Source organism: Yersinia sp. 2542 StPb PI (assembly GCF_048593855.1).
Taxonomy (GTDB): Bacteria; Pseudomonadota; Gammaproteobacteria; order Enterobacterales; family Enterobacteriaceae; genus Yersinia; species Yersinia enterocolitica_E.
Window position 1 is genome coordinate 1 of sequence record NZ_JAZGQA010000017.1, and the last position, 21,642, is coordinate 21,642.

Consider the following 21,642-nt stretch of genomic DNA (forward strand, 5'->3'; position numbering starts at 1 on the left):
ATGCCCAGTATGATTAATCTGCTGGGCTAAATTATCAGTAAGAACCAAAGTGAAGAAAACGCTCTACCTGACACATTCAAAACGACTTCACAACTTGACTTCACTTTCAACCTCCTTACAATGGCTTCACATAGTGACATCATGGAAGATCACATGAAAAGTGTAGTTACCAATCTGAGGAATAAACAAAAGAACACACTGGAAAAAATATTTAAGCCCCCCACCCCAACAGGAATAAAGTGGCCTGATATTGAGTCACTCATCAAAGCTCTGGGTGGAGAAATCAATCAGGGAAGCGGTTCACGAGTAAGATTGCGGCTCAATAACAGTATTGCCAGATTTCATCGGCCTCATCCATCCCCCGATACCGACAAAGGCGCAGTAGTCAGCCTGCGAGAGTGGTTAGAGAGCATAGGAGTTAAGCCATGTCCCAAACAATAGCAGCACCTAATATAATGAATGTCGCCGGGCAAGCAGCCCTTATCACTTATGTTCCTGAAATCGGAATGTTCCGTGGGAAATTTTTAGGGCTATCTGGATACTGTGATTTTGTCTCTGATAGCATTCAGGGGCTACAAAAAGAAGGGGAGATTTCTTTACGTGAATATTTGGATGATTGCCAGAGTAGTGGTATAGAACCTTACGCAAGTCAGGAAAAAATCAAGACATTTACCTTGCGCTACCCAGAATCTTTTGGTGACCGATTAAGCCATGCTGCGGCCGAACATCAAGTATCGATTAATGCTTTTATTGTTGAAACACTCAACGATAAAATGAAACACGCTTAATAAATAACACCAGCTTTTGTGCTTAATATTGATCGTTTAACGTACTGACTCATCCCTTCCTATCATTAGGGAAGGAATGAGTGATAAACAACCCCTACGCCGTGCCCCCCACCGTCAGATTGTCTAGCTTCAAAGTAGGTTGGCCAACGCCAACTGGCAGGCTTTGGCCCTCTTTGCCGCAAACGCCGACACCTTTATCCAGCGCTAAATCATTGCCGACCATCGAAATCTGCTGCATGGCTTCGATGCCAGAACCAATCAAAGTGGCCCCTTTCACCGCACGGGTGATTTTACCTTTTTCGATTAAGTACGCTTCGGAGGTTGAGAACACAAACTTGCCGGAAGTAATATCCACCTGACCGCCGCCAAAGTTAGGTGCGTACAGGCCATATTCCACACTGGCGATAATCTCTTCCGGTGTCGATTTACCGGCCAGCATATAAGTATTGGTCATACGCGGCATTGGCAAATGCGCGTAGGATTCACGGCGGCCGTTACCGGTCGGCGCAACGCCCATCAGGCGTGCGTTCAGCTTATCCTGCATGTAACCTTTCAGAATACCGTTCTCAATCAGCACGTTGTATTGGCCCGGCACCCCTTCATCGTCGATAGCCAGCGAGCCACGGCGACCTTGCATGGTGCCATCGTCCACCACGGTACACAGTTCTGACGCCACCAATTTACCCATTTGGCCGCTAAATACGGAGCTGCCACGACGGTTAAAATCACCTTCCAACCCGTGACCTACCGCTTCGTGCAGCAGCACCCCCGGCCAACCTGCGCCTAAGACGACTGGCATAGCACCGGCAGGGGCGGCAACAGCCGACAGATTTACCAGTGCCATTCTGACCGCTTCATTGGCAAAGTTATCGGCACGCACTTCACCGTCCACCGTTTCGAGGAAGTAGTCGTAACCAAAACGACCACCACCACCACTGGCACCGCGTTCGCGTTTGCCGTTCTCTTCCACCAATACGCTGACCGACAGCCGCACCAATGGGCGCACATCTGCCGCCAGCGTGCCGTCGGTGGCCGCGACCAGGATTTGCTCATAGACGCCGGTCAAACTGGCACTGACTTCCTGCACCCGCTTATCAGCAGCACGGGCCACTTTATCGACCCGATGGAGCAGCGCAATTTTATCTTCGCGTGACAAACTTTGTAGTGGATCGAGCAGCGGATAGAGCGCCTGATAGTGAATCTCACCCAAGGTATGCACTTTACCGTTACCGTTATCACGCACAATACTGCGTGCGGCATGAGCACTTTGCTGTAGCGCATTCAGAGTGATTTGGTCGGCATAAGCAAAACCGGTCTTTTCACCACTGACCGCGCGCACACCCACACCCTGATCAATATTGTACGAGCCATCTTTGATGATGCTGTCTTCCAACACCCAGGCCTCGTGGTAGCTGGACTGGAAATACAGGTCAGCATAATCGAGGCGGCGTTCAGACAATTGCCCCAACACTGAGAACAAGTCCTGATGGTTCAGCTTGTTAGCAGCGAGTAACTGCTCACTGACAAACGAGAGGCTCATAGTTTTCACTCTTTAATTAGATGATGGTTTATGCGATGACGGCAACGGAGATGGCAGGAAGCGATTGTGCTGCAACACTGGCATCTGATTACGGATAGTATTCAAACCTGTGGTTTCAATTTTTACTTTTAAGGCAGCAACCGCATCTGGGTTCTGCCCTAATATTTTACCCCAGGCATCAACCGCCATAGTGTGGCCCCAGGTGCGGCGGGTGGCCCCATGACGCCCTACCTGTGCTGCGGCCAGTATCACGCACTGGTTTTCAATCGCCCGTGCGCGCAATAAAATCTCCCAGTGAGCTTCACCGGTCATTTTGGTAAAGGCCGCCGGCACCGAAATAATCTCAGCCCCCTGCGCCCGCAAAGCCTGGAATAAGCCGGGGAAACGTAAATCATAACAAACCGTCATGCCCAAGCGGCCTACCGGTGTATCAACCACCGTCAGTTGTTCACCCGGCTGATAAGTATCAGATTCACGATAGCGGCCATGAATATCGTTAATATCCACGTCAAACATGTGAATTTTGTCGTAACGAGCTTTAAGTTCGCCCTGGTCATCAAACAGCAAGCTACTGGTAGTGATAAGCTCCGGTGACTCGCGGCTTATCATCGGCATGGAGCCAACTTGAATCCACACACCGTAATGGCGTGCCATCTCGCGAATTTGCTGTTGCAGCGGCCCGTCATTATGTTGCTCGGCATGGTGCCGATAAGAGGCAGCATTGGCAAATAACAGGGCATTTTCCGGCGTCATAACCAGTTTAATACCAGAGTTTAACTGTTTGATCTGCTGCTCAATTTGAGCCAGATTGTCACGGGTATTTTCACCGCTGCATAACTGCAATAATGCAACATTGGCATTTTTCATGGCGCCTTACTCTCCTTTAGCTGGCGTAATACTTCATGGATGGTTGGTTGATCCAAGCTACCGGTAATCTGGTAACGAATCAGCGAAACCTTGCTCCATAATGGCCCTAATATCTTCGAGGCCGCAAATACCGCAGCCCCAACCACTGGGTTGATCGCAAAGGCTGTTGCGACGCCGACAGTGGCAGAAATCTCTGGTGTAATAACCGCTTCCATGGCTATCTGGCGTTTAACCAAGTCCACATTACCACTCATGGCAATATCGGCCGCCAATCCATCCACCACTAAATCATTGGTGTGCATTACACCATTTTTAATGTTGGCCGTGCCACGAATAGAATCAAACGCAAAGTCACGACTAAACGTATCACTAAAATCAAGCTGGAGCTTACGTAATAGTGCGTCAAAGCTGACCAAACGCAGTAGCTGACCGGCGCGCCCACCACCGAGATCGCTCAGTTGGCCTCTGCCCAATCTACTCTTTAATGTCCCATTCAGGGTATTAATCTGTGGCTGCCACGGGACTCCACGCCAGTTAACATCGGCATTGATATCAAAAGAGGCATTTTTTATCGGGGTTGTCAGACCGAAGAACGAAATGGTTTCATCGATTTTTGGCCCGCTCAGTGCGATATTAAGCGCGGTTTTATCACCACTGCTGTCTTGCTGCCATTGGCCGGAAACTTTAGCCCGCCCATTGCCAGCCTCAATCAAGCCGTTAGTTAACGCCAGCACTGAACCTTTCGGCGTCAGATCTGCGTTAATACGCCCGACATTTTGCCCCAGAATCCAACAAGATTTGCAGCGTAATTGCAGCGCAGGCCAATCACGGAATGAAATTTTACTGGCAGTTTGTGGCTCCTGCAACGCAGCTTGCGCCAGAGGATCTTGTGCTTCGTGCGTGGTCCATTGCGGGTTGTAATAAAGATAATCGATATCAGCATGCCATGGCCCATGTTCGGCCATCAGCAGGCTACCATCCACTTCCTGACCTTTTGCCGTGACGTGAGTACCGGTTAATAATGGCTCAACCAGCAGTGTCAGTTGGTGCCAAGCCTGCCCACCGACCAAAAGCTGTGGTGTCTGTAAAGTCAGCCGGGTAGGAAGGATGACATTGGATTTATTGCCTTTTATTTTTGGTGGTACTGATGCGCTAAAAGGTGCGCTGACACTGGTAAACTCCGGTGCCAGCAACGCCAACCAACTCTCACCATCCAGTGCCGGTAGTTTAAGGACCAAACCTTTATCCTCCGGCAGTGGCGGGACTTTTTTGCTGTCGGATTGCCAGATAGCCCGCGCCAGCTCTACTTGTTCTTTTTGCAACAACCATTGGCTGTTGAATGTATTGTTGCTGCCAGCACTGCCGGAGAGGGTAAACGCCTCCAGCCCCCCCACCACCTGTACATGCATAGGTAATGCCTGACCACTTGTTTTATCTAGTGGAGCAGGTAAGTGACTGCTTACTTTCTTCAGGTCAGCCGTCAGATCAATTTTATAGTCTGGCTTGCCATTTTTCGGTAATTGTACGGCGACTTTGCCTTGCCAATTGACGCTACCACTGAGCAATTTCGCAACATCAGCGGGAACACCGGGTAACTTGGCCGGTAACCAGTCACCACGCAACCCAACATTCACCAAAAAGTTTTTTGGCTGCTCTTGCGTAGTGAAATCAACCGCCAATGGCTGCCCAAACCAGTTAGCAGATAAGGTATCGCTAGCAAGATTGCCATCGTTGAAGCGGAACTTGCCACTGATGTTTTCCAGTTGGCTTTGCAATGGCTTCACCAACAAGCTGTTGTTATTGAGCGTCACTTCGCCGCTGGCGTGGGTAATACGGTCTTCTTCCAACGGAATATCCAGATGTAAGCGCCCACTAACTTTACCGCCGACTTGCAGCTCTTCCAGTGTTTCCGCCACAGAATCATGCAGTGGTGTCGCCGTAAAGTAGTCATGAATATCACGCCCTTCGCCAACCACTTCGGCGTCGACATACAGCTTTTCTTTCAGATAGTCAGGGATAATCGCGCTGATATTACTGCCAGTGACCTTACCCAACATCGCGTGAGGGGCATCCATCCACAAACCTTCGTTGAGGAAATTGAGGTCGATAGCCAAATTCTCTAACGCAGGCCAATCTGGTTGGAATTGGAAGGTGGCGTTACGCAGTGGCACATAAACCTGGAACTGGCCTTCTTTATGTTTATAAGGGAAATCATGAGGATTGCCGTTATAGATAAGTGTTGCGTTGTCTACCTGCCCACCCTGTAACGCCTCGGTCAGATAATCTGCCAACTTCTTACCCATCAGCGGTTCAGGGAAATAGCGCCATGCATCGGCCGCATCATACAAGCGGATGCCGGTCAGGATTTTCAGCCATGGCTGCCCAATATCAGGTTGCTGATAGTGGAAGCTGCCGTTGCCCCACAGCGATTTAGCTCGGACATCGAGCTGGTCACTCCACAGTTCCCAGCCTTTATCATCAATCTGCCAGTTGACTGCACCACTGGCCTGACTGACTTCCAGCGGCGCGCGGAACATATCACCATAGGGTAATAGGCTGTCTTTGAGATTGATATCCAACCGCCCACGCGCTGCGGAACCGCTCAGCGCACCGGCAAAATTATTAACCCCCGGCAACAAATCCCATTGTTGCCAACTGATATTGTGCCATTTGGCCTGAAAACGGGTTTTTTCTGGTTGGCTGATAGGAATGTCCAATGCCAGTGCATCGATATTCCCTTGTGGCCGCAAATCCGCCCAACGATTCATCAGCTCAGGGGTAAAAAGTGACAAGGTCGGTAACAGTGGCCCCACCCGCTCCAACTGAATATTGGCGGCGCGAATGCGTAACTCCTGGGATTGGTCTGGGCCAATAAACTGCGTGTTTTCCGGTAACCACAGGGCAGATAAATGCCCTTTAGGCCATGCCTGACCATCGGTTTTCAGTCTTAGCTCCGGCGCATCAACCTGCCAGCCATTACCCTGACGGCGGCCTTCCAACACAAAATTATCTACCGCCAACTGATGTGATTTGCCCGCGACAGTCCAATTGGCCTGCCCCTCACTGAGTAACACATTGCCACTGTAAATAGTGCCACTCTTGATACTCAGCCAGGCCGCCAGGCTAAATTCCGCATTATCCAGCCCGGTATTGGTGTGCAGCCAGCGGCTGATCCACGGTTTCAGGTCGATCTTGTCGGCCTGCATATAGACCATGCCATTATTGAGGATGCCCTGATTATCGTGTAGATCCATCCGCACCTGCACCACACCGTGCTGACCATTAATGGTCGACAGGCTAATCTGCCCCTCGGCGCGATGCCGGTTCCGGGAGTTAAGCCAGGTGAGCTGTGGAATCTCTAATTCAGCGCGCGGGCCAGATGGGGTGAGGAATGAGACACGGCTGTTACGCAGATCAAAGTGATCTAATTGGCGCAAGAAGATATCAGTCAGATTACTCGCTTCAAGATTGCGGCTGCTGTTTTGCTGCATATCCAGTGTGGTGTTCAAATCTAACTGTAACTGATAGAAGGTCATATCGCGGAACTGCCAGCGCCAGTGCAACAGTGACTGCCACACATCAAGCGCAAGGGTCACCCGCTGCACCTGCCAATCGGCTTTCGGCAATTTAGCGCGAATATCGCGCAATTCCAACGTTGGGCCGAACGGTTCCCACGATCCCTGCATGAACCCCACTTCCAGTGGAATACTGCTGATGGACTGAACCTTGGCCACGATTTGCAGACGATAGTCGTTGATGAGAGGCAGCATCATGCGTAGCCCACTGACCAACAGTGCCACCACAACAATCATTGTGGCGCCTGTCGCAAATATTATCCTGGGCAGTCGCCTCACACATCTCTCCTTGCTATCCGCTGCAAGTGTGGCAGCGGGAAATCTTACATCATCACCACATCAAACTGTTCTTGGTTATACAGTGGTTCAATCTGCACTTTGACCTGCTTGCCGACGAAGATCTCCACTTCAGCCAGAGCATGTGACTCCTCACCTTTCAGTGCTTCTCCTACCGCTGGAGACGCATAGACCAGGAAGCGATCAGAATCGTAAGCGTGGTGAACTCGGACAATTTCACGCAATATCTCATAGCACACGGTTTCTACCGATTTAACGGTGCCACGACCACGGCAGGTTGGACATTCGTTGCATAAAACATGCTCGATGCTCTCCCGCGTGCGTTTGCGGGTCATTTCGACTAAGCCTAGCTGAGAGAAACCATTAATACTGGTTTTTACCCGATCTTTACTTAATGCCTGTTCTAATGAATGCAATACACGACGACGATGCTCTTCATTACTCATATCAATGAAATCAATAATGATAATCCCCCCCAAATTACGCATGCGTAGCTGGCGGGCAATGGCCTGAGTGGCTTCAATATTGGTATTGAAAATAGTCTCGTCGAGATTACGATGACCCACAAAAGCACCGGTGTTGATATCCACGGTGGTCATGGCTTCAGTTTGATCAATAATCAGGTAACCACCTGATTTTAGCTCAACTTTACGTTCCAATGAGCGCTGGATTTCATTTTCGACATCGTAAAGATCGAAAATCGGCTGTTTGCCCGAGTACAAATCCAGCTTTGCGGTCATTTCAGGAATGTATTCGCTGGTAAATTCCACCAGCAGGTCATAAGTCAGCTTGGAGTCGATTCGGATTTTATCCAGTGCCGCACCGGCAAAATCACGCAGTACGCGTTGCGCCAGTGCCATCTCGCCATACAACTTATATTTGGTGATATTGCGTTTCTTCCTCTCCTGGACTTTAGTCCACAGGCGTTTGAGGAAGGCAGCATCGGCTGATAGCTCTTCTTCGCCAATTCCTTCAGCGGCAGTACGGATAATAAAACCGCCCTGTTCATCGCAGTAAGCCGCCACGGTTTTTTTCAGGCGTTCGCGCTCGACTTCACTTTCAATTCGCTGCGACACCCCAACATGGGCCGCTCCTGGCATGAGTACCAGATAGCGAGAGGGTAGAGTGATATCCGTGGTCAAACGTGCGCCTTTAGTGCCGAGGGGGTCTTTCACCACCTGCACCATTAAATCCTGCCCCTGGCGCACCAGTTCAGCGATATCGCGCACATTGAAATTTTTCTGTTCATCCCCGGCCACGCATTCGGTGTGGGGCATGATATCGGAGGCATGGAGGAAGGCGGCCTTATCCAGACCAATATCGACAAACGCCGCTTGCATACCCGGTAAAACCCGGCTGACACGACCTTTGTAGATATTACCGACGATCCCTCTTTTCGCTTCTCGCTCAATGTGTATTTCTTGCAAGATGCCACCATCAATGTAGGCAACTCGCGTTTCAGACGGTGTGATATTGACCAGTAATTCAGCTGTCATGTATTCCTCTCACATTACGTAGCGCAATGAAATTACTTAGTAATTCATGGGTTTCTACCAACGGCAGCCCCACTACGGCATGGTAACTGCCGGTAATAGTTCTGACGAAACAACCACCTTTCCCCTGAATACCGTAAGCGCCCGCTTTGTCCATGGGTTCACCGGTAGCAATATAGTCACTGATTTCCAACTGGGATAACACACGAAATGTCACATCTGTCACCACCATGGCAGATAACACATCTTGCCGATCAGCCAGAGACACCGCAGTAATCACCTGATGTTGCTGACCGGACAGCGCATTCAATATTCGCTGCGCATCGGCTTTATCCCGTGGTTTTTCTAAAACTTGCCCATTTAACACCACGATGGTATCGGCCCCTAATACCGGCAGATCCTGTGGTGCGACCTTCACCCCAGCCTGAGCTTTCTCCAACGCTAAGCGCCGGACATACTCTTGCGCACTTTCATCTGGATGGCGTTGCTCTTCGACCTCGGTTTTCAGTACCTCAAAAGGGACATCAAGCAGGGCCAGTAATTCACGGCGACGCGGAGAGCCAGAGGCAAGATACAGGGCAGTCATGGGTCTTAAGTCCTTATTGCACCGCAAATTGGCGGCGAATTTTACGCATTAACAAAAATAGCCAAGGCCACAAAATACCGTTAACTACACTACTCCAGAATACTTCTGGGCGGAATGAAACATTAATCACTAAAAACTCAGACCAGAACACCACGACATCCATGGTAAGCGAAAGCAGCATCACGATGAGTGCCTGCTGCCACAGTGCCATATTGCGGAATAGTTGAAACTTAAAAGCGACCAGATAAGCAATAATACTGAGTGCCAGCGCCCGGACCCCAAGTGTTGAACCCAAAATAAGATCCATAATCAGCCCGAGAACAAAGCCAGTGCCAACATTCACACGGTGGGGTAATGCCATCACCCAATAAATTAATACCAATGCCAGCCATGACGGTCGGAACATATAAATCTGTTCCGGCCACGGCATAATTTGCAGCACCATGGCAATCAGGAAGGATAACCAGATAACCCAACGGCCATTGCTGCTGTAACGGTTCATGGCGATACTCCCGGTGCAGTCACTGCTGTTGGTGTGGCGGTTGTAGCGGCCGATGGTGCCGGTGGCCCCATAGCATCTGCGGCAGGCAGCACTTGTGACATCATCGGAGCCAGTCGTTCATTGGCTACGCGGCGAACTTCATTTGGCGGCAATGGCATCTCGCCATTACGGTCGGCCCCCCACAATAACAACAAGTAGCGTAGGCGCTGTAAATCAGCGGTTGGTCGAGCCTGAATCACGGTATAAGCCCGCTGATTATCAACTTTGACAGAAGAGACCACCGCGACCGGATAACCTTCAGGGAAACGTCCACCTAACCCGGATGTCACTAATACATCACCCACGCGAATATCTGTATTGCTGGGTAAATGCTCTAGTAATAAATCATCGGTACAGCCACTCCCTGCGGCAATCACACGAATATCATTGCGCAGCACCTGAATAGGTAGCGCATGGGAGGCATCACAAATTAATAATACACGGCTGGTTAGTTTACTCACCGCGACAACCTGGCCGACCACACCCCGGTCACTAATAACCGGTTGGCCTTCGTATACCCCGTTGTTAGAACCTTTATCGATAACCACCTGATCACTGTAAGGATCTGTCCCGCTGGACATCACCTGCGTGACCATTTTTTGTTCATCCTGACGCAAAGGAGAACCCAGCAATTCACGTAAGCGGTTATTTTCCTGCTTAAATTGCCCGAGCAACTGAAGGTCAGTATTTTTAAGCAACAACTCTTGGCGTAACGCACGGTTTTCCAACTCTAGCTGTTCACGGGTAGCCAGAGTTTCAGAAACGTTGTCGAGAACTTTGCGTGGCCCATTGGCCAGAAAATAGAAAGGGCTAACGGCAGTGTCCATATAGGTACGTATTTTGACAAACGTGCCCAATCGGCTATCAGCGATAACCAAAACAATGGCTGCAAGAACGGCAAAGAACAGTCGCAGTTGCAGGGATGGACCCCGGCTAAAAATCGGCTTCATAAATTATGCGTATTCCTCGACGACAAAAGGAGGCGCTAAATCGGACGAATTTATCCTTCTTACGTTGAGTAAGCTGGATATCGATTCATCTGATCTAGTTCTCCTCCTTTTTGGCTGACTATTATTCTTCGCTGAACAAATCGCCGCCATGCATGTCGATCATTTCCAACGCTTTGCCACCGCCGCGAGCGACGCAGGTCAATGGATCTTCTGCCACCACTACCGGAATACCGGTCTCTTCCATCAGCAGGCGGTCCAGGTTACGCAGCAATGCACCACCACCGGTCAGCACCATACCGCGTTCAGAGATGTCAGAGGCCAATTCTGGCGGGCACTGTTCCAGCGCAACCATTACCGCGCTAACGATACCCGTCAGCGGCTCTTGCAGCGCTTCAAGGATCTCATTGGAGTTCAGTGTAAAGCCACGAGGTACACCTTCAGCAAGGTTACGACCGCGCACTTCAATTTCCAGAACTTCATCACCCGGATAAGCAGAACCGATGCTGTGCTTGATACGTTCGGCAGTCGCTTCACCAATCAATGAACCGTAGTTACGGCGCACATAATTAATGATCGCTTCATCAAAGCGGTCGCCACCGATACGGACAGAAGAAGAGTAAACTACGCCGTTCAGAGAGATAACGGCCACTTCTGTGGTACCGCCACCAATATCCACAACCATCGAACCGGTTGCTTCAGAAACCGGCAGCCCGGCACCAATGGCCGCAGCCATAGGCTCTTCAATCAAAAACACTTCACGAGCGCCAGCGCCCTGAGCGGATTCACGGATCGCACGGCGCTCAACCTGAGTAGCCCCGACCGGTACGCACACCAATACACGCGGACTTGGGCGCATAAAGCTGTTGCTGTGAACCTGCTTGATAAAGTGTTGCAGCATTTTCTCGGTAACAAAGAAATCGGCAATAACGCCGTCTTTCATTGGGCGAATAGCTGCGATATTGCCGGGGGTGCGCCCAAGCATCTGTTTGGCATCATGGCCCACAGCCGCAACGCTCTTCGGTGAACCGGCACGATCCTGGCGAATAGCAACCACTGAAGGTTCATTCAGTACAATGCCTTGTCCTTTAACATAAATAAGGGTATTGGCGGTACCCAAGTCGATGGACAAGTCGTTGGAAAACATGCCACGAAATTTCTTAAACATAACGAAAGGATAATCCTGCAAGCTGGGGGCGGAAAATAAAATCCGCCTACTTTACCAACCACACGAAGCAGCGACAAGGCGCAAAAACGTCCTGATTCGGTGAAAAAGTAGCTGCGTTGTTGACATCTCGTTCCATCACGAACCCATGTCGCTTGAAAAGGTTGAATAAACCCTCGGCACAACACAGATTCTGCGTAACGACCGGCGTAACACAGCACATAAAATCTAACATTTAACCTGATTCTCGTCGGAAGTAAGCGCCCACCAACGATTTACGGAAATGACTGGCACATTCTACGTTAATTTTTGCTCAACGATCAGGCTAAACATACTCCTAATACGAATATTTTTTCTTTCCGGGGTTTAAAAGTGTTGGCGGAGCAAAAAAATTGCCCTGTCCACCATAAATCCCCTTATCCTTCAGCGTTTGCCATTCTTCACGGGTAAGCACTCCTGCGGCAAAAACTTTTGTATTCGTCCCTGCACTGGCACCGGTCAGACTTTCCACAAACAACTGATTTTCATAACGTAAATTAATGCTTCTTACTAACCCAGGATGAAGTTTAATCATTTCAACCCGCAGTGATTTGATGTAAGAGGTGCTAACAACCGTTAATCCGGCCTGCGACACCATCACCTTGCAGCCCACGCCGAGCAATAAACGCATCATCGGACGGATTTGGTCGATATGTTGACACACATCTGCCTCTGCAAGTTCAAAGATAATGCGCTTTCTATCAGACGTTCTGCACTGTAAGAGCGTATCACGCAGCCAACGCTGGAAAGAACGCTGCAATAATGAATCAACGCAGATAGAAAATGCCAGAGTTTCGTCCGGCCATAAAGCTAATAAAGGAATTATCCGATCAATTTTTTGACGGTCATAACGCTCAGCCAGACCGAGCAACTGCACTAATGGTGTAAATTCAGCAGCCAACAACTCTTGCTCACCATCATATATACGGCTGATTATTTCACGGTGATGAATTTTACCGTCAACAGTAATCACCGGCTTCTGATAAAGCCTTGGCCCGCCGTTAGCCAGCGTCTGCTCCAGCAAAGTGCGCCATTTGACACTACCACGCCCTTTTTCTGACACTTGAGTATCGAATACATACCAGCCATTCCCCCCATACATCGCCGCATTTTTAGTCGCTTGTCCAGCATTATCCATAATCTGTTCAACGGACTCACCACTGCGATACGCCACAATCCCCATATGCAGCAATGATTCGCGGTCAATAACATGGGGTTCAGGTAACGCCCCGACCGCATGAACCAATTGGGCAGCCATAACATCGGCATCTTTCAGCGTCTTATGGGGCAGCAAAATCGCGATATCACTCTGATGGTAACGCGCTAATAGTGCAGAGGGATGACGAGCAACAAAAGAAGAAAGCAGGTTAATCAACGAATGCATCAGTTCTTGTACCTGCTGATGGTCATCCGTATCATTTAAACTATCAAAATCAGGCAACTGCACCATTATTACTACCCCATGGGCGCCCTCTTCCTCCAATTGGGTAGTCAGTTGATTATCAAAAAACTGGCGATTACTGAGACCGGTTTTGGCATCTCGGGCGGCAAAAGCGCGAATCAGTGTATCAACACGGTTACGCTCCTCCCTCACCTCTATCAATTCGGCCAATAGCCGATCAATGGCACGACTGGCGCAAGGCGGCCATTCATGTCCGTCGCTACTGATAGCATATTCACGTTCGCCGTTAAGAATACGCCTCGCTCGGCGCTCCAGTTTTTCCTGGCCTGCGGTCTGATCACGCAACCAGCGAAAACTTAGCAGTAGCATCATGGCAATCACCACAACCACCAGCGATAAAATAGCCGCAGCGTAAAGAGAGCGGGCGTAGCTGCTCAAAGGGTCAATATAGGTGAAATGCATCGAAGCCCCGGGTTGATGCAGCATCGGTACCACCAGGTTGCGGTGCCTACTTTCGCTATTCCAGGGTGTATAAATTGCAGGGAGCTTGAGATGATATAGCGTGTTGGCTTGATCCTGAATGCTGAGCTCCACCACACCAACTGTTCGCATCATAATAGGCAGCCACTCTCGCGCTTTATCCGCCGGTTGCAGCAGAAGCGACTGATCATAAGCTGTCACGATACTTTGAAGACGATGCTCCATTTTTTTCTGGCACAAATAGAAGAAACTTACCGTGCTACCCAGTAGCACTAAGCACATAGCCGAGACGACCAGTAGCGTCATAAACGCAGAAAGTTTGGTTGTAAATCGCATCCCTTAGCCTTGCGAAGCGCAATTAAGTGAAGAAAAGCCCTCATTTCCCTTGAGGAGCACACTATATGACAAAAATAGGCTATAAAACTGACTTTTTACTTCATAATGCGACAATAACACAATATTTTCGCCCCTTTCCCTGATGTTCGATTAGTCCCTCTTCAAAGGATAGCCATGATAAAAATCAATGAATTGATTTTTGTTCTTGATCAGGCTCGAAGGTTGCTGTTACCGCTATATTAGCTCACTCTTAACCCATCCCTTTTTTGAATTATCCACACTATTTATACCCAACGTTATTGGCGTTGCAGAAAAATATATCGGGAGAGTGATACATGCGAGCACTTGTACTTGAGCAAATTGAAGGCCGTACTGTCGCCGAAGTGCGTGAAATATCGCCCTCGCAATTGCCAGCCGGTAATGTCACGGTTGATGTCAATTGGTCCAGCCTGAATTATAAAGACGCGCTAGCCATCACCGGCAAAGGGAAGATTATCCGCGAATTCCCTATGGTTCCGGGCATTGATTTTGCTGGCACGGTTCACAGCAGTGAAGACCCACGTTTTCATATCGGTCAGTCAGTGTTACTGACCGGCTGGGGGGTGGGCGAAAATCATTGGGGCGGTTTAGCCGAGCAAGCGCGTGTTAATGGCGACTGGCTGGTCCCCATGCCTGAAGGATTGGAACCCCGAAAAGCCATGATTATCGGTACCGCAGGGTTCACTGCCATGTTGTGCGTCATGGCTTTGGAAGACGGCGGTGTCACCCCTGAAAGCGGCGAAGTGGTGGTCACCGGTGCCAGTGGTGGCGTAGGTAGCACCGCAATTGCCTTACTGTCGGCGCTCGGTTACCAGATTGCGGCGATCTCGGGTCGTGACAGCAACAGTGACTATTTGAAAAGTCTCGGGGCGCATCGGGTGCTCTCTCGCAATGATTATCTTGATGCGTCGCGCCCACTGGAAAAACAGTTGTGGGCTGGTGCAATCGATACTGTCGGTGACAAATTGCTGGCCAAAGTGCTGGCACAGATGAATTACAACAGCACCGTTGCCGCCTGTGGCTTGGCGGGTGGCTATACTCTGCCCACCACCGTGATGCCATTTATTCTGCGCAACGTGCGCTTGCAGGGCGTGGATTCGGTGATGACACCTCAACCGCGCCGCCAGCAAGCCTGGCAGCGGCTGCTGAAAATCTTACCTGACAGCTTCTATCAGCAGGCATCACAATCAATCACACTAGCAGATGCTCCAACTATCGCCGCACGCCTGCTGGCGAATGAAGTCACTGGCCGGACGTTGGTTAAAGTTCGCTAATTATTGATTTTGCAAAAGTCACCGGGTGGATATTGTTATCACCCGGCCCTATCACTCCGCTCTCAGAAATTTCATATTTTTCCCAGCAGCCTCGCACTTGTGTCCATAAGCCGCCATGATTAATACCATAACGGTCAGTATGACTCCCCTGCCCGATGGAGTAGGTCTATGCACAACTTTTTCTCTCATTCAAAAAATAGTCTTCGTGGTAGCAGTACCAAACCACGCAAGCTGACCGAAGCTGACGTCACGCCAGAAAGTATTTTCTATCAGCGCCGCAAGGTGTTGCAGGCGTTGGGGATCACGGCGGCGTCACTGGCCTTGCCCACCGCGGCACAGGCCGACTTGTTAGCATGGTTTAAAGGCAATGATCGCCCTAAAGCGCCCTCAGGTAAGCCACTGGAGTTTACCAAATCAACGGTGTACCACCCGGATCTGGCGATGACACCGGAAGAGAAAGTGACTGGTTACAATAACTTCTACGAATTTGGTCTGGATAAAGCTGATCCCGCCGCCAATGCTGGCACGCTAAAAACTGAGGGTTGGCAGATACGTATCGACGGTGATGTGGCTAAACCAATGACACTGGATATCGATGACCTGATAAAACGCTTCCCGCTGGAAGAACGCATTTATCGTATGCGCTGCGTCGAAGCCTGGTCCATGGTGGTGCCGTGGATTGGTTTTGAGTTAGGGAAACTGCTCAAGCTGGTTGAACCGACCAGTAATGCCCGCTATGTCGCATTTCAAACGCTGTATGCACCGGATCAGATGCCGGGACAGGAAGACCGTTTTATTGGTGGCGGGCTAAAATATCCGTATGTCGAAGGCTTACGACTGGATGAAGCTATGCATCCACTCGCCTTTATGACTCTGGGGGTGTATGGCAAAGCCCTGCCACCGCAAAATGGTGCCCCGCTGCGGCTTATCACACCGTGGAAATATGGTTTTAAAGGGATAAAATCTATCGTTCATATTCGCCTGACCCATGATCAGCCGCCCACCACTTGGAACCTCAGTGCGCCTAACGAGTATGGTTTTTATGCCAATGTGAATCCCCATGTCGATCATCCGCGTTGGTCGCAAGCTACTGAGCGCTTTATCGGCGCCGGCGGTATCCTTGATGTGCAGCGCCAACCTACTCTGCTGTTCAACGGTTATGCGGACCAAGTTGCATCCCTCTACCGTGGCTTGGATCTGCGGGAGAATTTCTGATGCGCCTGAGTCTACGGCAGATTAAAGGGTTAAAAGTGGCTATCTGGCTGGCAGCAGCGCTGCCTTTGCTGTGGCTTATTTTATCGGTTAATCAGGGTTGGCTCAGTGCCGACCCCGCCAAAGATATTCAGCATTTTACCGGCCGCATGACACTGAAACTATTGCTAGCCACTTTAGTGGTCACGCCGCTGGCGCGTTATGGTAAACAGCCCCTGTTGATCCGCTGCCGCCGGTTATTAGGCTTATGGTGTTTTGCCTGGGGAACCCTGCATTTAGTCAGCTACTCCTTGCTGGAACTGGGGCTGAGTAATATTGGCCTGCTGGGGCGCGAGCTGGTCACCCGCCCCTATCTGACATTGGGAATTATCAGTTGGTTATTGTTACTATCACTGGCCGCCACCTCCACCTTATGGGCGCAACGGAAAATGGGACCCAACTGGCAAAAACTGCATAATTTGGTGTATGTTGTCGCCATCCTTGCGCCAATTCATTATCTTTGGTCGGTGAAAACGCTTTCGCCACTGCCGATTATCTACGCCGTGGCGGCGGTTATATTGCTGGCACTACGCTATAAAAAATTTCGGCAATGGTGCCGTTAGTGGCCGGAACTTATCATGATTCTCCCCGTCATAAATAATGCTGAACGCACAGTTCGCACTCTTTTCTATTGAATATCTTCGCTGATAAGACCAGTATTTAGCTGCTAATTGCTACGATATCATTATAATGCCCGACCTTAGTGCCGATCGCAGTGTCAAATTCGTCGTAAAAAGGTGACAAATCGGTGACATCAGGTTATTTTTTACGATGATGGACTAATTGCCGGAGATACCAGCACAATGTCGGATAAGTTGCACATTTTGCTTCTGAATGGCCCTAACCTGAATCTGCTTGGAACGCGTGAACCGGAAAAGTACGGTTACACTACATTGGCTGAGATTGTCAGTCAGTTAGAGGCTCAAGCCCAGGGATTGGATGTGGCGTTGTCTCATTTGCAGTCAAATGCAGAACACGCGCTGATCGATAGAATTCATCAGGCACGGGGTAATACCGATTTTATCCTGATCAACCCAGCAGCGTTTACGCATACCAGCGTGGCACTGCGTGATGCATTGTTAGGTGTACAGATCCCGTTTATCGAGATCCATTTATCTAACGTGCATGCCCGGGAGCCTTTCCGTCATCATTCATATCTCTCTGATATTGCAGTTGGCGTAATCTGTGGACTTGGCGCAGATGGCTACAACTTTGCTTTACAGGCAGCGGTAAATCGCTTGTCAAAATCCAACTAATGCAACACACAAAGAGTACGGAATCACACTCATGGATATTCGTAAGATTAAGAAACTGATCGAACTGGTTGAAGAGTCCGGCATTTCAGAGCTGGAAATCTCAGAAGGCGAAGAGTCAGTACGTATCAGTCGTGCTCCCGCCGCACCAAACTACCCAATGATGCAACAGCCATATGCTTTTGCTGCACCACAGCAACAGCCCGCACTGGCTGCCGCCGTTGCACCAGCACCTGCTGAAGCGGCTGCACCAGCAGCAATCAGTGGCCATATCGTGCGCTCCCCAATGGTCGGTACCTTCTACCGCACCCCGAGCCCGGATGCTAAAGCCTTCATTGAAGTAGGTCAGAAAGTTTCTGCTGGTGACACTCTTTGCATCGTTGAAGCGATGAAAATGATGAACCAAATCGAAGCAGATAAATCCGGTACTGTAAAAGCCATTCTGGTTGAAAACGGTCAGCCGGTTGAATTCGACGAGCCTCTTGTCGTCATCGAGTAACGAGGCGTTCCATGCTTGATAAAATCGTAATCGCTAACCGTGGTGAGATTGCGCTGCGTATCCTGCGAGCTTGTAAAGAGCTGGGGATCAAAACTGTGGCAGTTCACTCTACTGCGGATCGTGATCTTAAACATGTGTTATTGGCTGACGAGACTGTTTGTATTGGTCCCGCACCTTCTGTTAAAAGCTATCTGAACATCCCGGCAATCATTTCTGCGGCTGAGATCACCGGCGCGGTGGCTATTCACCCCGGCTATGGTTTCCTGTCTGAAAATGCTGATTTTGCCGAACAGGTAGAACGTTCAGGTTTCATCTTTATCGGCCCACGTGCCGAAACTATTCGCCTGATGGGTGATAAAGTTTCAGCAATAAGCGCGATGAAGAAAGCTGGTGTACCTTGCGTACCTGGCTCTGACGGCCCATTGACTGACGACACTACCAAGAATAAAGCCTTTGCCAAACGTATCGGTTACCCGGTCATTATCAAGGCATCTGGCGGTGGTGGTGGTCGTGGCATGCGTGTGGTTCGTCATGATAAAGATCTCGAGCAGTCCATCAACATGACCCGTGCGGAAGCCAAAGCGGCTTTCAATAACGACATGGTTTATATGGAGAAATACCTTGAGAACCCACGCCATATCGAAGTTCAGATTTTGGCTGACGGTCAGGGTAATGCTATCTATCTGGCTGAGCGTGACTGTTCTATGCAGCGCCGCCACCAGAAAGTGGTTGAAGAGGCACCAGCACCGGGCATCACCAGCGAATTGCGCCGTTATATCGGTGAGCGCTGCGCGAAAGCCTGTGTAGAGATCGGCTATCGTGGTGCGGGGACTTTCGAGTTCCTGTATGAAAACGGCGAGTTCTATTTCATTGAAATGAACACCCGTATTCAGGTTGAACATCCGGTTACCGAAATGATCACCGGTGTCGATTTGATCAAAGAACAACTGCGTATCGCTGCGGGCCAACCTCTCTCCATCAAACAAGATGAAGTGAAGGTACACGGCCACGCCGTGGAATGTCGGATCAACGCCGAAGACCCGAATACCTTCCTGCCAAGTCCGGGTAAAATTACCCGTTTCCATGCGCCGGGCGGTTTTGGTGTGCGTTGGGAGTCTCATATTTACGCCGGTTATACTGTGCCACCATATTATGACTCCATGATCGGCAAGCTGATCACTTACGGTGAAAACCGTGACGTGGCGATTGCTCGTATGAAAAATGCGCTGGCAGAACTCATTATCGACGGTATCAAAACTAACGTTGAGTTACAGCTGCGCATCATGAACGACGAAAACTTCCAGCACGGTGGCACCAATATCCACTATCTGGAGAAGAAACTCGGGTTACAAGAAACCTGATATTTCGCCTTTCATGCTGTTAGTCTTTTATATCAAGGCCGGTTAATCACCGGTCTTTTTTCTTTTGAGACTTTATTTCGACTTATCTATCTGAAGTTATTGGTGTTGTAGTCAAGCGGCAATCTAATGAAATCCGATAAGTTAATTCGGGTGGGTGAGAGCGGCTAACAACGCTGTAGCGCCAAGTACAAAGGGTATGGGGAGAACTATGGAAACAAGATTTATACAAGCCCACAAAGAAGCGCGCTGGGCCTTTGGTTTAACATTGGCTTATTTGGCGGGCTGGATATTGACTGCGTATTTGCCCGGTAATATCCCTGGTATGAGTGGCTTGCCAGTTTGGTTTGAAGCCGCCTGTATTGCACTGCCACTGGTGTTTATTGTGTTGTGCGCTCTGATGGTGCGTTTCGTCTTCCGCGATATTCCGTTGGAGGATGAGAATGCAAACTGATGTTGTCCTGCCATTAGTGGGCTATCTGGCAATGGTATTTGGCTTATCAATTTATGCCTATACCCGCCAAAAAACCGGAAGTTTTCTAAACGAATACTTTATCGGCAATCGCTCGATGGGAGGATTCGTACTGGCAATGACCCTGACCGCCACTTATATCAGTGCCAGTTCATTTATTGGCGGGCCGGGTGCTGCCTATAAGTATGGCCTTGGCTGGGTGTTATTAGCGATGATCCAGTTACCTGCGGTCTGGCTGTCGCTGGGTGTTCTGGGCAAGAAGTTTGCCATTCTGGCGCGCCGCTATAACGCTGTAACCCTCAACGATATGCTGTATGCCCGCTATCAGAGCCGATTGCTGGTGTGGCTGGCCAGTATCAGTTTGTTGGTGGCGTTTGTCGGTGCCATGACCGTGCAATTTATTGGTGGTGCACGTTTGCTGGAAACTGCGGCAGGCATTCCTTACGATACCGGCTTATTAATATTTGGTATCAGTATCGCGTTATATACCTCTTTTGGTGGTTTCCGCGCCAGTGTATTGAACGATGCCTTGCAAGGGCTGGTGATGTTGATCGGCACTATTTTGCTATTGGTTGCAGTGATCCATGCCGCAGGCGGGCTGCATAAAGCCGTCGATACACTACAACATATTGATCCAGCGCTAGTTTCACCGCAAGGTGGTGACAAGATCCTTGATTTGCCGTTTATGGCCTCGTTCTGGATCCTGGTGTGCTTTGGCGTGATTGGCCTGCCACATACTGCCGTGCGCTGTATTTCGTATCGTGATAGCAAAGCGGTACATCGTGGCATTATCATCGGCACCATTGTGGTCGCCATCCTGATGTTCGGCATGCATTTGGCTGGCGCATTGGGCCGGGCTATCCTGCCGGACCTGAAGATCCCCGATCAGGTGATCCCGACACTGATGATCACCGTGTTACCGCCCTTTGCTGCAGGGATCTTTCTGGCGGCACCCATGGCGGCGATTATGTCGACCATCAATGCCCAGTTGCTGCAATCTTCTGCAACCATCGTGAAAGATTTATATCTCAATCTGTGGCCGGAAGAGTTGAAGAATGAACGCAAGTTGGCGCGTATTTCCAGCTTATCGACGCTTATTCTGGGGCTGTTACTGTTACTTGCTGCCTGGCGGCCGCCGGAAATGATTATCTGGCTGAATCTGTTGGCCTTTGGTGGTCTGGAAGCGGTATTCCTCTGGCCATTGGTGCTGGGGCTGTACTGGGAGCGCGCCAATGCTCACGGAGCCCTTAGCTCTATGATTGTCGGTGCGGTATGCTATACGGTATTGGCCAGTTTCAATATTAAGATAGCTGGCCTACACCCGATAGTGCCGTCGCTGGTGCTTAATCTGCTGGCGTTTTATATCGGTAATCAGTTTGGCGACAGGGCTAGAGCGCGGCAGCCCGTGGTAGTTAGCGCTGATTAGAAACGATTAATTTA

At 49.9% G+C, this 21,642-nt stretch carries 19 protein-coding genes; 10 read left to right on the forward strand and 9 right to left on the reverse strand.

Going from position 1 to position 21,642, the window contains the following annotated elements; translation table 11 throughout:
• The first annotated feature begins 153 nt into the window (after nucleotides 1-153).
• Both V1952_RS04075 and V1952_RS04080 read left to right on the forward strand, forming a co-directional pair.
• Nucleotides 154-441: a type II toxin-antitoxin system HicA family toxin gene (locus V1952_RS04075; RefSeq protein ID WP_420074345.1), complete on the forward strand. Its 288-nt coding sequence runs from the start codon at nucleotides 154-156 to the stop codon at nucleotides 439-441.
• Nucleotides 426-788 (forward strand): type II toxin-antitoxin system HicB family antitoxin, encoded by a 363-nt coding sequence (locus V1952_RS04080; RefSeq protein ID WP_226715787.1) that lies wholly within the window; start codon nucleotides 426-428, stop codon nucleotides 786-788. The genes V1952_RS04075 and V1952_RS04080 overlap by 16 nt, the downstream gene beginning before the upstream one ends.
• Before the next feature lie 94 nt (nucleotides 789-882).
• On the opposite strand, the gene tldD is transcribed toward V1952_RS04080, so the two are convergent.
• The 9 genes from tldD to csrD form a co-directional block, all read right to left on the reverse strand.
• On the reverse strand, nucleotides 883-2,328 hold the full coding sequence (tldD, locus tag V1952_RS04085) for a metalloprotease TldD (RefSeq protein ID WP_420074346.1): 1,446 nt from the start codon (nucleotides 2,326-2,328) through the stop codon (nucleotides 883-885).
• A gap of 12 nt (nucleotides 2,329-2,340) precedes the next feature.
• Nucleotides 2,341-3,195: a deaminated glutathione amidase gene (nit1, locus tag V1952_RS04090; protein WP_372560396.1), complete on the reverse strand. Its 855-nt coding sequence runs from the start codon at nucleotides 3,193-3,195 to the stop codon at nucleotides 2,341-2,343.
• Nucleotides 3,192-7,049: an AsmA2 domain-containing protein YhdP gene (gene yhdP / locus V1952_RS04095; protein ID WP_420074347.1), complete on the reverse strand. Its 3,858-nt coding sequence runs from the start codon at nucleotides 7,047-7,049 to the stop codon at nucleotides 3,192-3,194. Before yhdP ends, nit1 begins: the two co-directional genes overlap by 4 nt.
• Nucleotides 7,050-7,093: 44 nt before the next feature.
• The gene (gene rng, locus V1952_RS04100; RefSeq protein WP_102970524.1) at nucleotides 7,094-8,563 is read right to left on the reverse strand and encodes a ribonuclease G; all 1,470 of its coding nucleotides are present in this window, start codon (nucleotides 8,561-8,563) and stop codon (nucleotides 7,094-7,096) included.
• Nucleotides 8,553-9,146, reverse strand: coding sequence for a Maf family protein (locus V1952_RS04105; RefSeq protein WP_372560394.1), 594 nt, complete (start codon nucleotides 9,144-9,146; stop codon nucleotides 8,553-8,555). Before V1952_RS04105 ends, rng begins: the two co-directional genes overlap by 11 nt.
• 13 nt (nucleotides 9,147-9,159) lie before the next feature.
• Nucleotides 9,160-9,648, reverse strand: a complete 489-nt coding sequence (mreD, locus tag V1952_RS04110) for a rod shape-determining protein MreD (protein ID WP_032814839.1) — start codon at nucleotides 9,646-9,648, stop codon at nucleotides 9,160-9,162.
• Complete coding sequence (mreC, locus tag V1952_RS04115) at nucleotides 9,645-10,637, reverse strand: rod shape-determining protein MreC (protein ID WP_372560393.1); 993 nt, start codon at nucleotides 10,635-10,637, stop codon at nucleotides 9,645-9,647. The genes mreD and mreC overlap by 4 nt, the downstream gene beginning before the upstream one ends.
• Nucleotides 10,638-10,758: 121 nt before the next feature.
• Nucleotides 10,759-11,802 carry a rod shape-determining protein MreB gene (gene mreB / locus V1952_RS04120; protein ID WP_002228205.1) on the reverse strand — a complete coding sequence of 348 codons (1,044 nt, stop codon included), beginning with the start codon at nucleotides 11,800-11,802 and terminating at the stop codon, nucleotides 10,759-10,761.
• Nucleotides 11,803-12,136: 334 nt separating this feature from the next.
• A complete protein-coding gene (gene csrD, locus V1952_RS04125; protein ID WP_372560392.1) occupies nucleotides 12,137-14,056 on the reverse strand; it encodes an RNase E specificity factor CsrD in 1,920 nt (639 codons plus the stop codon).
• A 335-nt stretch (nucleotides 14,057-14,391) separates the two neighbouring features.
• On the opposite strand from csrD, the gene V1952_RS04130 reads away from it, so the two are divergent.
• The 8 genes from V1952_RS04130 (at nucleotide 14,392) to panF (ending at nucleotide 21,628) form a co-directional block, all read left to right on the forward strand.
• The gene (locus V1952_RS04130; RefSeq protein ID WP_372569711.1) at nucleotides 14,392-15,369 is read left to right on the forward strand and encodes an MDR family oxidoreductase; all 978 of its coding nucleotides are present in this window, start codon (nucleotides 14,392-14,394) and stop codon (nucleotides 15,367-15,369) included.
• 168 nt (nucleotides 15,370-15,537) lie between these two features.
• On the forward strand, nucleotides 15,538-16,584 hold the full coding sequence (gene msrP, locus V1952_RS04135) for a protein-methionine-sulfoxide reductase catalytic subunit MsrP (protein ID WP_420074348.1): 1,047 nt from the start codon (nucleotides 15,538-15,540) through the stop codon (nucleotides 16,582-16,584).
• Nucleotides 16,584-17,183: a protein-methionine-sulfoxide reductase heme-binding subunit MsrQ gene (gene msrQ / locus V1952_RS04140; RefSeq protein ID WP_372560389.1), complete on the forward strand. Its 600-nt coding sequence runs from the start codon at nucleotides 16,584-16,586 to the stop codon at nucleotides 17,181-17,183. Before msrP ends, msrQ begins: the two co-directional genes overlap by 1 nt.
• 240 nt (nucleotides 17,184-17,423) lie before the next feature.
• Complete coding sequence (gene aroQ, locus V1952_RS04145) at nucleotides 17,424-17,876, forward strand: type II 3-dehydroquinate dehydratase (RefSeq protein WP_083162188.1); 453 nt, start codon at nucleotides 17,424-17,426, stop codon at nucleotides 17,874-17,876.
• Between the two features lie 31 nt (nucleotides 17,877-17,907).
• The gene (gene accB / locus V1952_RS04150; RefSeq protein ID WP_004701474.1) at nucleotides 17,908-18,372 is read left to right on the forward strand and encodes an acetyl-CoA carboxylase biotin carboxyl carrier protein; all 465 of its coding nucleotides are present in this window, start codon (nucleotides 17,908-17,910) and stop codon (nucleotides 18,370-18,372) included.
• Nucleotides 18,373-18,383: 11 nt separating this feature from the next.
• A complete protein-coding gene (gene accC / locus V1952_RS04155; RefSeq protein WP_083162186.1) occupies nucleotides 18,384-19,733 on the forward strand; it encodes an acetyl-CoA carboxylase biotin carboxylase subunit in 1,350 nt (449 codons plus the stop codon).
• 208 nt (nucleotides 19,734-19,941) lie between these two features.
• Complete coding sequence (locus V1952_RS04160; RefSeq protein ID WP_372560388.1) at nucleotides 19,942-20,184, forward strand: YhdT family protein; 243 nt, start codon at nucleotides 19,942-19,944, stop codon at nucleotides 20,182-20,184.
• The gene (gene panF, locus V1952_RS04165) at nucleotides 20,174-21,628 is read left to right on the forward strand and encodes a sodium/pantothenate symporter (RefSeq protein ID WP_372560387.1); all 1,455 of its coding nucleotides are present in this window, start codon (nucleotides 20,174-20,176) and stop codon (nucleotides 21,626-21,628) included. The genes V1952_RS04160 and panF overlap by 11 nt, the downstream gene beginning before the upstream one ends.
• Nucleotides 21,629-21,642: the final 14 nt, after the last annotated feature.

Excerpts from the sequence above, each read along its gene's own strand:
- V1952_RS04075 (WP_420074345.1), top strand. The coding sequence starts at position 154 with ATGAAAAGTGTAGTTACCAATCTGAGGAATAAACAAAAGAACACACTG.
- V1952_RS04080 (WP_226715787.1), top strand. The coding sequence starts at position 426 with ATGTCCCAAACAATAGCAGCACCTAATATAATGAATGTCGCCGGGCAA.
- tldD (WP_420074346.1), bottom strand. The coding sequence starts at position 2,328 with ATGAGCCTCTCGTTTGTCAGTGAGCAGTTACTCGCTGCTAACAAGCTG.
- nit1 (WP_372560396.1), bottom strand. The coding sequence starts at position 3,195 with ATGAAAAATGCCAATGTTGCATTATTGCAGTTATGCAGCGGTGAAAAT.
- rng (WP_102970524.1), bottom strand. The coding sequence starts at position 8,563 with ATGACAGCTGAATTACTGGTCAATATCACACCGTCTGAAACGCGAGTT.
- V1952_RS04105 (WP_372560394.1), bottom strand. The coding sequence starts at position 9,146 with ATGACTGCCCTGTATCTTGCCTCTGGCTCTCCGCGTCGCCGTGAATTA.
- mreD (WP_032814839.1), bottom strand. The coding sequence starts at position 9,648 with ATGAACCGTTACAGCAGCAATGGCCGTTGGGTTATCTGGTTATCCTTC.
- mreC (WP_372560393.1), bottom strand. The coding sequence starts at position 10,637 with ATGAAGCCGATTTTTAGCCGGGGTCCATCCCTGCAACTGCGACTGTTC.
- mreB (WP_002228205.1), bottom strand. The coding sequence starts at position 11,802 with ATGTTTAAGAAATTTCGTGGCATGTTTTCCAACGACTTGTCCATCGAC.
- csrD (WP_372560392.1), bottom strand. The coding sequence starts at position 14,056 with ATGCGATTTACAACCAAACTTTCTGCGTTTATGACGCTACTGGTCGTC.
- V1952_RS04130 (WP_372569711.1), top strand. The coding sequence starts at position 14,392 with ATGCGAGCACTTGTACTTGAGCAAATTGAAGGCCGTACTGTCGCCGAA.
- msrP (WP_420074348.1), top strand. The coding sequence starts at position 15,538 with ATGCACAACTTTTTCTCTCATTCAAAAAATAGTCTTCGTGGTAGCAGT.
- msrQ (WP_372560389.1), top strand. The coding sequence starts at position 16,584 with ATGCGCCTGAGTCTACGGCAGATTAAAGGGTTAAAAGTGGCTATCTGG.
- aroQ (WP_083162188.1), top strand. The coding sequence starts at position 17,424 with ATGTCGGATAAGTTGCACATTTTGCTTCTGAATGGCCCTAACCTGAAT.
- accB (WP_004701474.1), top strand. The coding sequence starts at position 17,908 with ATGGATATTCGTAAGATTAAGAAACTGATCGAACTGGTTGAAGAGTCC.
- accC (WP_083162186.1), top strand. The coding sequence starts at position 18,384 with ATGCTTGATAAAATCGTAATCGCTAACCGTGGTGAGATTGCGCTGCGT.
- V1952_RS04160 (WP_372560388.1), top strand. The coding sequence starts at position 19,942 with ATGGAAACAAGATTTATACAAGCCCACAAAGAAGCGCGCTGGGCCTTT.
- panF (WP_372560387.1), top strand. The coding sequence starts at position 20,174 with ATGCAAACTGATGTTGTCCTGCCATTAGTGGGCTATCTGGCAATGGTA.